The organism is Aeribacillus sp. FSL K6-2833, from assembly GCF_037965815.1.
GTDB classification, from domain to species: Bacteria; Bacillota; Bacilli; order Bacillales; family Aeribacillaceae; genus Aeribacillus; species Aeribacillus composti.
Map to the genome: position 1 here is coordinate 2,601,061 of NZ_CP150189.1, position 11,539 is coordinate 2,612,599.

Sequence of the window (11,539 nt, forward strand, 5' to 3'; positions counted from 1 at the left end):
CCATTTTTATCCTTTTTTAACTAGTTTTGCTCTTTGACATGATCATTTTTAATCTTCCATTTTCTTGAGTAGATGGAATTCCTTCCGGAAAAGCTGTTGCAGGTATTTCAGTTAAATCAATACCAAGCATCTCTGCTTGCTTTGGTATTCTCAACATATTAAGCTTTTTCAAAAGCAGTGATGTCCAGTAGCCGGGGAGAAATCCTAGAAGGATCACAACCGCTGCACATACGAGTTGTCCAATAAAAGAGATTTCCGGGCCGTTTATATTGGGATAGCCGGAGGCAAATATCCCGACTGCAAGGACTGACCAGATCCCGATAAATCCGTGGACGGTAATAGCACCTACAGGATCATCAATCCCCTTCCTTTCGAGAAAATTTCCAATGAATGGACACATCAATCCTCCAATGACAGCTATAATAAATGCAAGCGCTGGATGATATAAATCTAAACCCGAACCTACTGAAATAACCCCGGCCAGCCCGCCTGAAGCGACCCAAAACGGTTCCCCTTTTGAACCTAAATATGCCCCTATTAAACCTCCCGCTAATCCCATTAAAGCATTGAATACAAAAGCTGATAAATTGGTGGGAGTACCGTAAATCGTCATCCATTCCCCATTTGTAACAGCGATTATACAGCCTCCGAGGAAGCCGAAAAAACCAACATAAATGAGCATCAGCCCTAATAAAGTGGACGGAAGATTATGCGGCAGAATATTAACAATTTTCTCATCCCCTGTATATTTGCCGATTCTAGGTCCTAAATTGATCACGACTCCTAATGCAAAAAACCCAGCTATTGCATGAATAACGCCTGCAGCGGCAACATCATGATAACCAAATTGCGTTAAAAACCATCCTTCTCCGTGCCAGCCCCAAGAAGCAGCTAAATTCCAAATAACTGATCCAAGAATAGCGGCAAGAATAAGAAATCCACTTAATCGAACCCGTTCGATCAGCACGCCGGATAAGATGGAAGCTGTCGTAGCAGCAAACAGCGCAAAAGCACCCCAGAAAACTCCACTCGCATGATCCGTTATATTCGGACCCATATTTTCACTCCAAGGCAATGCAGCTAATGCCGCTTCACTCATTCTCGGAATCAAACCGTCTGGAAACGCATTGTATATCCACCAGCCAACAAAATAGAAAGCAGGTAACACGACTGCTAACGTCATAATATTTTTCAAAGCCGTCGCCAATACGTTTTTTACACGGGAGATGCCGACTTCAAGAGTCAAAAACCCCGCATGGATCTGCAGCATGATTGCAATGCACCACCAATAGAATACTTCTATTTGGATTGCGGCAAACTGTTCAAATCCCTCCACATGATCATCCCCTTATTCTAAAGATTTCAAAGCCTTTAACCTACCATTTTTCAGGCCCTCCTTCTTCTGTTTCATGAAATTATTTTTAAATAACCTAAATATGCATCATGGAGCCTAGAATAGTGTCTTGAAACCTCTAACGATGCATGACACTTTTCACACGTTACTTGTTTTTGTGCTGTCAGCTTGTTCAGATGATAACACTTTACACAAAATACCCTTTCCTCTTTCTCCCCCCATCCTTGTGCCTGGATCTCATCTTCATTAAAACCAGCCCGCAATGCCAGTTTTTTCAGCTCTTTTAACATTGACCATTGAACTGAAAGAAATAGCTTTGTACCGATAAATTGACTTTCAAATATTTTGTAAATTTCCTCACTGGATGTTGATGAAAGGACAGTCGCTTCATTCGGAAAAAATTCTGTCCCCTTATACGAATGAAGGCTGCTATCATTTTTCTTCAATATATAGATTTGTTTCTTCGTCTGTTCTGGAATTTTTTTAATAAACATCAACGTTGGCAAAATCATCGGTTCATCAATGATAAACAAAAATTGTTTCCCAGTGATGAATTGAAATAGATTGCCAGCTTGCTGATTTTGCGCAAAAAATTCATCTGCTTCAGAAGCGCTTGTTTTCCCATCTGCTGTTTTAGTCATTTTTCAACCTCCTTGTTTGTTTTTCAACATGGTCGAATCGAATAAGCAATTTGTAATTTTCTCAATTCGAATTTTTCGAATATCAGGATATTCTCCAACGATAAGCTGCAGCTAGTTCGAATCAATATTAAGCAAACAAAGCATTGCCGTAACTTGATTTCTATCAAATTACAACATAGAAAGATAACGGCTAGTTGTGAAGCCCGGACCGTTCGAGCGTGTAAGCATATAAAGAGCATCTGTTAAAGGAATCCGGCGATAAGTTTCAATAACACGCCCATTGACAAATAGATTCTCCCGTTTTTGTTTTAATTGGGCAGCCGTTTGTTGAAAAAGTTTCTTAGATCTATTAAACGAGTCAAAAACGAAGCGTTCTGCTGCTGGACAGCTTGCAATACTCACATCGCCGAAATGAACCCGTCCTGACGGTGAATATGCTATCGCACTGACGATTCGTTGCTGCGCACTGCTGATGGTTTCTTGTAAAAAAGTCGCATGAACGGGTTTGATATCTTCCACAATCAGCCGGGTGATGCCCCGATCGTTAATCGCTTCTAAAATTTGTTCAGGGTCATCCTCCACGATAACCTCTTTATGGGGCGGCCATATATCCATCCAATAATGATCTAAGTGCTGTTTTCCGACATGGAAAATGAAATAATCAGGATAAATTCGAAGTCCGCCCTCCTCATCTGTTAAATCCTGACGATAAAAATCATAAAATCTGGTGACAGCTGCCATAAGCAAGGCGCTAGCACCAGCACTTCCTGCCGGTTCCCGTACGACTATTCCTAGTCGATCATATTGATGAAATCCCGGCAGCAACTCCTCAAAAGAACATTTCACGTCGTTTATCTTGAATTCAAAATCATCGATTCCGATAACCTTTGTTGTGTGCACAATTCCATTTGCTCCTTTCTTGTATGCTCTTAAAGATCTAAAACAAGACTGCCGGATTTTGCCCTTGAAACACATGTTAAAATGACATTGCTTTCTTTTTTCTCCATTTCGGTAAGAAAAAAGTCTCGATGGTCAATTTCTCCTTTTAAAACATGCAGCTGACAGCTGCCGCATCCCCCGATTTTACATGAATATGGCGCATCAATATGAAGCTGTAATAAAGTGTCCAGCAAGCTTTTCCCTTCAGGCACCTCAATCACTTTGTTGCTTTTATTGAGTTTTACCCGGAATGGCTGCATCGGTCCTGATTTTGGCGGTGTAAAGAGTTCAAAGTGGATGCTTTTTTCAGAATAACCAATGACTTTGGCAGCATCGGCAAATCCTTTGATCATGGCCTCTGGACCGCAGAAATAAACATGGGTTCCTATCGGTTGATTTTCCATTAACTTTGTTGACATTTTCTTGTTTTCCTTTGAAAAATAAAAATGAGTTTCCTCTGAAAAAAAAGTGGAGAGATGGCGATAAAAGGCACATAATTCCTTTGAAGGAGCGGCATAATGTATTTCAAATGGAGCCTTCTTCTTTTTTAATTCCTTCGCCATCGAAAGAAAAGGTGTAATGCCAATCCCAGCTGCAAAAAATAAATGGCGTTTTGCTTGAAAGCTTAGCGGAAAATAATTTTTCGGATAACTAATGGAGATCTTATCCCCTTCTTTCACATGATCGTGCCAATAAATTGATCCTCCATTTGAATCCTCATTGCGGCGAACGGCGATTCGATAGTAGCCTGTATTGTCCGGATCACTTGTAAGAGAATAGTGGCGTTCGATTAAGCCTGTTTCAGTTTGCAAATAAGTCGTAATATGAGAACCCCCACTAAAACGAGGCAATGGCGAACGGTCTGCTGACACTAGCTTAAAACTTTTAATCGCAGCTGTTTCATGCGTAATTTGTTCTACAATCACTTCAAGTGTTCGCGCCATCATGTAATCCTCCTCCTTTCATGTTTTTTAAAAACAGCTTCTTCACACGCTATTTTCTTCCAATTTTCCCAATTTCAATCTGTCAAGCTTTTTTCTAAATAGCGAATGATTTCTCCTTTGTATAAACTAAATCCTTTATATTCAGCCATATAGTCAGGTAAATCCTTTAAAACTCGAAAAAAACGTTTCAACCAATCTTCATTTTTTTTCAGCTCATCAAGTGATATTAAATGAGTATGAATACTAAATAAAATCCCATTGCTTCGCGGCATACGAAATAGCCTTTGATCCTCCACTCTTAAGTGCACAAGCTGACCGGCATTTTCTGAAGTTACCTTTTCCTTTTTTGGACCCCATTCATCAAAATTCTCAGGGAACGTGTCAAGGATTGGCTCCACTGTTAAAGTCCAGTTTAACCGTGTCCACGGTTTCCCTGCCTCGATTCTCAAAAGAAAATTGAGGACTTTTTTCGCTAAACCGCTGTCGAAAAAAACCGGTACAGGAGAATGGAACTCGGTGTAAGTCATGCCAATATCAAAGGCAATCGACCAATTGGCAGGAAAACACAATTGTCCTGCATCCATATATAAATCACCGTCTCTTTGCCCCATAAAAATGAGATCCTCTTGAACGTGTCTGCCGATAAAATCTAAAGGCTCGTAGGGCAATGTCGATAGATCGCCAAAAGTAAATGTATGTTTCTCATCCAAAAGCTTATTTTCAAACGTCCATTCATGACCATTTTTTATAACCGAGAAATACTCAGGGTAAATAATGGCAAGTTCATCTATTAAAAATTCCAGCACTTCCCACTGTCCATCGATTGAATGTTCTAAAGATTGAAAAGCACGTTCATGGTGGTTTAATAGTATTTGACGCTTTTTATCTATTTCTTCAAAATATTCGGGAGTAATATCTGCAAGTTTCCCGGATTCTAGAGGCCTCGCATTATTAGAATACCTGTAAGAGTCCTTTTGAAATGGAAATGGGAACCTTTTAATAAGCGGAATTTCTTTGATCATATGTTGGTTAGTCGTTTTTACACTCACTGCCCTCTCTCCTCCTCACGATCAAAACTGGATGAAAGAACCTCCCCATGAAGCCGCGTTACGACAAGGGGAAATTCTTTCATTTGTTTAATTTAAAAATGTTGGCTCCGGCAATCGATGTGCCGTATAAATCGCATCTCCATCGCTTTCAGCATCAAAGATCACTTTCGTTTCAGGGGTAAAGATAAAAACATCTCCCGCTTCCCCTACATATTTGTTTCCTTGTTCATCTCTGACGATGATCTGCCCCTTTATAATTACCTTTACTTCTAAGTAAGTATACAAAAATTCAAACTCTTCCGACTTTTGCATAGAGAAATATCCAATTGTTAAAGGCTTCTCTAATGGGCTAATCGGAACGTCAATAATTTGACTTTTCAAAGCCGGTATACTCAAAACATTGTTCAACTCAATTTTTTCATACGTTCCAGCTTTTATTAGCTGAATTCCTGGCTTTTGACTTAAAAATTGATGATCCATAGCTGTTACCGCTGATTCACTCATTCTTTCCACTCTCCTTTTTCAATTTTTATAATCAGAGTTATGTTATGTTTTGTAACAAAAAATGTATTATTTTATAACTCTGATGATCCTATCATAATAACAACCGTAACGTTCTCACAACCGTTTTTTCTCAAATGGCGGGAATATTCGCAAAAATCTGTAAAATGTTCTGACAATTAGAGCTTTTCCTTTCGGATCATTCAACATGAGCAGGCAATGAAATTTTATTTCTTTGAGAACTTAACATTATTAGCGCCAATAATGAGATCAGCAACGATGTTTTACACGGAAAGGAGACAGGGAGAGTACCGAATCATTGTAAAATGTAATGACAAGGTTTTTGATTTATTCCCACTATTTAGGAAATCTCTGTTTCTTTGAAAGAATCGTCTATGTAAAAATAAAAGCACAATATTCATAATATTGTAATTTTTGTTAACATTCTTAACAGTAACCTTTAAAAAGGAGTGATGTCAATGGTAGTCAATCAGACAGAACTGCAGGAAGAAATTATGCAAATTCCAAAATGGTGGTCTTACCCAGAAGGATTCGAAAAACTAATTGAAAAAGCACATGAATTAGGCAAAAAGGAGCTGCTGCCCCGTGCTTCTATTTCAGACAAGGAGTGCCGTTATCCTCGGGAAAGCTTACAAGCAATTGCGGATGCTGGATTTGGAGCAGTTACAATCCCTGTTGACGACGGAGGCCTTGGCGCTGGACTAACTGGATTTGCTTTGTTAGCCGAAAGTTTTTCTCAATATTGCGCTTCCACTACTATGTGTTGGGTTATGCACACTGCTGCCGTCCAAACGCTTTATACAGCTGGAACTAGAGAGCAGCGGCAGCGTTATATTTCTGGGGTGCTAAAGGGAAAGATTGGCGCATTAGCCTTTAGTGAACCAGCGACTGGAAGCCACTTCTGGAATGTTGTTAGTTCGGCTCCCCGCAAAGGAAACGGATATTTGTTAAATGCGGAAAAATCATTTGTCACCAGTGCGGGCGAGGCGGATTGGTATATTGTTTGCACCAATTATCCAAATAGCATAGAAGACGATCCATTAATGTTTTTAATTGTAGATCATAATCAGAAGGGAATCGAATATTTTCCTTTTTCAGCTATGGGGCTTCGCGGAAATTCAAGCGGACCGATGAAGTTTAAAGATGTCTTTGTCCCTATTGAAAATCGTCTTGGGACTGAAGGCGGAATGAATGTTTATAATGAAAACGTCATTGATCCGCTCTTTTTATTAGGCACAAGTGCTTGCTGGGTTGGTATTGCTCAAGGAGCCTTGAATGCAGCAATTGACCAGGCAAAGAAAAAAGTCCATAAAGATACAGGAAAATCAGTTGCCGGCTACCAAGTCATTCGCCACGAATTGGCAAAAGCGCAAATTTTAATCGATAGTGCAAGAAGCATGCTTTATCGTACAGCTGAAGGGATGGATCAATGTTTAAATAGTGGAAAAGAATTGTCAGAATGCTTATACCCGCTTTGGGAACTCAAAACTCATGCAGCAGATATAGTCATACAAGTTACAAATCAAGCATTACAAGTTTCTGGAGGAAGAGGATATCTAACCGGGCAAGTGGAAAAATTTTTGCGTGACGGTCGAGCAGGTGCAGTCATGGGACCCACAAACGAAATATTGCGCGAATGGATTGGCCGCACGTTAATTGGTGTTCCTTGGTTTGAATAATTTGTATCACTTGATCTGAAATATAACTGTTTGTGCCAATAACTTGTTTCTGAAATGCAAAAAAAGAGAATCGTTAGCCGAATAAATCGCCTTACGAGAGGAGGGAGCCCTGCCTTCCGATTAGTCGAAAGATATTTCAGAAACAAGCTCCACACCCTTTTGTATATTTTTTGCTTAAAATAGTTTTAAAGAAATAAGAGAACAAAACGATCACATGACGACAGATTTTTAATCTTTTTCTTTACAGTATAAAAAATTAACAATAATCGGCTGTTTTTCTTTGTCGAAATCTACTTGTTGTGTTTTTACAAATTCATCAAAACAAACATGAATCCTCACACTGTTTATCAGGTGAGGATTCTTTTATGCGTATACAATTGAATTGGTCATAGCTTTGCCGTTTTGACAACCAATGAAAAATACATTGCCATGCTAGGACATTTGAGAAGCAATATCGTTTGATTTACCCTTCTCTTCTATCGACTGATCAACATCTGAATAAGCCGGTTCTTGATGAAAGCTTAAATCAAGGCCAAGCAGCTCGTCTTCTTTTTTCACACGCAACGGTGTAAACAGCGAAACAATTTTCAAAACAATATATGTTCCTACTGCCGCAAGCAAAACAGCCACAATCACTCCTATAACCTGATGGAACAGCTGTTCAGGATTTCCATAAAACAAACCGTTATTCCCTGCCGGATTCACTGACTTAGTAGCAAAAAGTCCTGTTGCAATGGATCCCCATATTCCGCAGATGCCATGTACTCCAAAAGCATCTAACGTATCATCATATTTTAGACGTGCTTTCACAAAATGGATAGCAAAATAGCAGATAGGGGCGGATGCAAGTCCAATAATCAAAGCTGAAGGGATTGTGACAAATCCTGCTGCTGGAGTTATGCCAACAAGACCGCCTATTGCCCCAGTGGCAGTTCCTACTAGCGTCGGGCGCTTGCGAACCATCCATTCTATGATCAGCCATCCCAAGCCCCCGGCTGCTGCGGCAACTTGTGTATTGGCAAAGGCAAGAGCGGTAATACCATTTGCACTAAGTGCACTTCCTGCGTTAAAACCGAACCAGCCAAACCAAAGAGTGGCCGCTCCAATAAGAAATAAAACAATATTATGAGGAGCATCATTTTTCTTCATATGTTCATATCTCGGCCCAATTACGAGTGCAGCTGTTAATGCGCTAACACCGGAAAGTATATGAACAACCGTACCTCCAGCAAAATCAAGTTCGCCCATGGCAAAAAGCCATCCGCCTCCCCATACCCAATGAGCCATTGGTGCATAAACAAAGGTGATCCATAAAACCGAAAACATTACCCATGCAGGAAAAGAAATACGCCCTGCAATTCCTCCGGAAATAATCGCAACCGTTATAGCAGCAAATGCACCTTGAAAAATGGCAAATATATAATGAGGGATGGTTAATGAACCAAAAGCAGCCTCTCCTCCTACTCCGTTAAATGCCAGGTAGTCCAGTTTTCCAATGATTCCCCCTACATCCTGTCCAAAGCTGAGGCTGTATCCCCATAGCACCCAAACAATGGTCACAGTTAAAAGACTGACAAAGCTGTGCATCATCGTTGATACAACATTCCGTTCACTTACAAGCCCTCCATAAAAGAGAGCCAAACCAGGTACATGCATAAAAATAACGATAGCCGCTGCTACGAGCAACCAAGTTGTATCCCCCGTATCAACCACCGGCTCGTTCTCTTGCGCAAAGGCTGAAATCGGAAAAAGGAATAAAAGATAAAGAAGAAAAACGAAAAATATTGAAGCTCTTTTCTTTACGAAACCATCCATAGGAATCCTCCTCCTTACTTTTTTCATTACTCTAGCTTTCGGTAGCGATTTGTTCAAAACGATTTAATCGAAAAAAGGAAATATCATGTTTTGTTTTCCCAAGCGTGACTAAATCTGCTAAAATGCTCCCAACGATGCTGGCAAACTTAAACCCATGTCCGGAAAATCCGCCGGCTAACAACACATTGCTGAAGTTTGGATGAAAATCGATAATAAAGTCGCTATCAGGAGTAAGTGAATATAAACAAATTTTACCATCGGTCAGCTCGCCGGCAGCCTGCGGCATATATTTTTCAAGAAAGCTTCGTACATCACGTTCATCTTCACAGTAAGAACCAAATAGTCTGTTCACGGAATCTGGATCACTTTCAATCCCCATGTCATGACGTCCTATTTTTACACCTGTTTTCCGAAAATTCGGAAAACCATAATAATGACCTTCTTTTGTGTCAAAGACAAAAGCAGGAAATTGACCAAAATCATATAGTCCATCCTCCAACGGTGCAAACCATGCAACAGGTTTTCGGATCACTTGGATCGGAAAATCGAGTTCCGGCAATAATTTCGGAATCCATGCACCAGCTGTGATCACTAAATTGGCTGCTTGAAAACGTCCCTTCTCCGTAATGACCTCCGACATATCCGATTGAATGGACAGCTTTAAGACAGGATTGTTTTCCAACAGTTTGGCTCCCAGTTTTAAAGCTTCTTCTTTATAAGTTTGAATACATACTTCACATAACAAAAATCCTGCTTGGGGATCAAAACAGGCAGTAAAATCTTCGGGAATTTGAATGCCTTGCCATTTGTTCATCACCATGCTTGCTGTGAACATTTCAATTGGGAGGTTGTGATGAATGGAGCTTTGAATCGTTTCATTGACAAAAGATGAATCGCGTTCGCCGACAACTAAAGTGCCTGTTTGATAAAATAACGTTTTTCCTGTTTGCTCTTGCAGTTCCATCCATAACCGGTATGCTTCTTTAACTAAATCAACATATTTTTCCCCTTGGCCATAACCAAATCGCAGCATTCTTGTTTCCCCGGCGTGGCTTGCAAAGGAATTTGGAACAGAAAATTGATCAATCATCAACACGCTTTGACCATTTTGGGCTAAATAATAGGCTGCAGCACTTCCTGCAGAACCTGCTCCAATAACAATCACATCGTACATCCCGTCATAATTCATACGAATTCCTCCATATAAATCAATACGATTTGTTTTTAGTAGCCTTTTAAATATTTTTCAACTTCCCATTCGCTGACATAGTCATGATATTCTTTCCATTCAGCCTTTTTTCGTTTAATAAAGGTCTCCATAAATGTTTCCCCTAGTGCCTTGACTAACACTTCATCGCTTTCTAATGCTTCAATCGCTTCATTCAATGTAGAAGGCAATTTGTCAAATTCATTTTCTATCGAATGGAACATGTATAAATTTCCGTTAAATGGATCTCCTGGATCCATCCGCTTTTCGATGCCGTCCAATCCCGCTGCTAAAATCGCAGCAGTCGCCAGGTACGGATTACAGGAACCGTCCATGGCCCGAAACTCAATCCTTCCAGCATCAGGAATGCGAATAAGCTGTGTGCGGTTATTCCCTCCATAAGAAATAAAATTAGGAGCCCATGTAGATCCAGATGAGGAATTTAACGCTCCTAGCCGCTTGTAAGAGTTGACAGTTGGACAGACAATAGCAGCCAAGGCTTTTGCATGATTGAGAATACCTGCAATAAAATGATACGCGACTGCAGACAATCCAAAGCCTTTTGGATCATGAGCATCTTCAAATACATTTCGTTCTTCCCGCTCATCCCATAAGCTTAAGTGCATATGGCAGCCATTCCCGGTCAGATTGGAAAATGGCTTCGGCATAAACGTGGCGATTAGTCCTCGTTCCTCTGCCATGGTTCTAATCATATATTTAAAAAATGTATGCCGATCAGCAGACGTCACCGCATCTGAAAAATCAAAATTGATTTCAAATTGTCCATTGGCATCTTCATGATCTGCTTGTGTGACATTCCATTTCAATTCATTCATATACTCAATCAAAGTGCCTAAAAATTCGATATTTCTCATAAGCGCCTGCTGTTGGTAACATGGTTTCAATTCTTTATCCTGTTCATCAAACGGGGCAATTTTCCCGTCTTCTCCCTGTTTCACAAGGAAAAATTCCGGTTCCACTCCCGTTTTCATCGTATATCCCATGCTTTTTGCTTGCGTCAGCACATTTAACAAAATCGTTCTCGTACAAAACGGCCAAGGAGTTCCATCTTCCGTTAAAGTTCCGGCAAACCAAGCAATCTCTTTATTCCACGGTAATATAGTCATAGAACGCAAATCAGGGATGCACAATATATCGGGATCATGCGGTCCGTGGCCGAGATCGCCTACAGCAAAACCGGCGAATCCAGCCCCTGATTGGCAGACTGACTGTAAACGGGAGGAAGGAATTAATTTCGCACGTAAAGAACCGTTCAAATCCGAAAAGGAGGCTAACGCCAATTTGATCTTTTTACCTTCGATATATTTTAACGTCTCCTCCAACACCTTGTTATTGCTTTCCACTATACCGATCAATGATCATCACCAT

Annotated in this window: 10 protein-coding genes; 1 reads left to right on the plus strand and 9 read right to left on the minus strand. The window is 40.3% G+C overall.

Features of this window, described 5'->3' with window-relative positions:
• Positions 1-16: 16 nt before the first annotated feature.
• The 6 genes from NSQ94_RS12635 to NSQ94_RS12660 form a co-directional block, all read right to left on the minus strand.
• Positions 17-1,336: an ammonium transporter gene (locus NSQ94_RS12635; protein ID WP_066251096.1), complete on the minus strand. Its 1,320-nt coding sequence runs from the start codon at positions 1,334-1,336 to the stop codon at positions 17-19.
• Between the two features lie 71 nt (positions 1,337-1,407).
• Positions 1,408-1,995 carry a dimethylamine monooxygenase subunit DmmA family protein gene (locus NSQ94_RS12640; protein WP_063389436.1) on the minus strand — a complete coding sequence of 196 codons (588 nt, stop codon included), beginning with the start codon at positions 1,993-1,995 and terminating at the stop codon, positions 1,408-1,410.
• A 168-nt stretch (positions 1,996-2,163) separates the two neighbouring features.
• A complete protein-coding gene (locus NSQ94_RS12645) occupies positions 2,164-2,895 on the minus strand; it encodes a hypothetical protein (RefSeq protein WP_063389437.1) in 732 nt (243 codons plus the stop codon).
• A gap of 29 nt (positions 2,896-2,924) precedes the next feature.
• Positions 2,925-3,881 (minus strand): PDR/VanB family oxidoreductase, encoded by a 957-nt coding sequence (locus NSQ94_RS12650; RefSeq protein ID WP_063389438.1) that lies wholly within the window; start codon positions 3,879-3,881, stop codon positions 2,925-2,927.
• Between the two features lie 71 nt (positions 3,882-3,952).
• Positions 3,953-4,927, minus strand: a complete 975-nt coding sequence (locus NSQ94_RS12655) for a DUF3445 domain-containing protein (RefSeq protein WP_235600511.1) — start codon at positions 4,925-4,927, stop codon at positions 3,953-3,955.
• A gap of 87 nt (positions 4,928-5,014) precedes the next feature.
• On the minus strand, positions 5,015-5,431 hold the full coding sequence (locus tag NSQ94_RS12660; protein ID WP_066251087.1) for a hypothetical protein: 417 nt from the start codon (positions 5,429-5,431) through the stop codon (positions 5,015-5,017).
• 476 nt (positions 5,432-5,907) lie between these two features.
• On the opposite strand from NSQ94_RS12660, the gene NSQ94_RS12665 reads away from it, so the two are divergent.
• Positions 5,908-7,128 carry an acyl-CoA dehydrogenase family protein gene (locus NSQ94_RS12665; RefSeq protein WP_082829596.1) on the plus strand — a complete coding sequence of 407 codons (1,221 nt, stop codon included), beginning with the start codon at positions 5,908-5,910 and terminating at the stop codon, positions 7,126-7,128.
• A 432-nt stretch (positions 7,129-7,560) separates the two neighbouring features.
• On the opposite strand, the gene NSQ94_RS12670 is transcribed toward NSQ94_RS12665, so the two are convergent.
• From NSQ94_RS12670 to glnT, 3 genes are read right to left on the minus strand one after another with little or no spacing between them, the layout of a single operon-like run.
• Positions 7,561-8,943 carry an ammonium transporter gene (locus NSQ94_RS12670; RefSeq protein ID WP_066251084.1) on the minus strand — a complete coding sequence of 461 codons (1,383 nt, stop codon included), beginning with the start codon at positions 8,941-8,943 and terminating at the stop codon, positions 7,561-7,563.
• Between the two features lie 31 nt (positions 8,944-8,974).
• Positions 8,975-10,132: an N-methyl-L-tryptophan oxidase gene (solA, locus tag NSQ94_RS12675; RefSeq protein ID WP_063389441.1), complete on the minus strand. Its 1,158-nt coding sequence runs from the start codon at positions 10,130-10,132 to the stop codon at positions 8,975-8,977.
• A 35-nt stretch (positions 10,133-10,167) separates the two neighbouring features.
• Positions 10,168-11,526 carry a type III glutamate--ammonia ligase gene (gene glnT / locus NSQ94_RS12680; RefSeq protein ID WP_199757349.1) on the minus strand — a complete coding sequence of 453 codons (1,359 nt, stop codon included), beginning with the start codon at positions 11,524-11,526 and terminating at the stop codon, positions 10,168-10,170.
• Positions 11,527-11,539 lie beyond the last annotated feature (13 nt).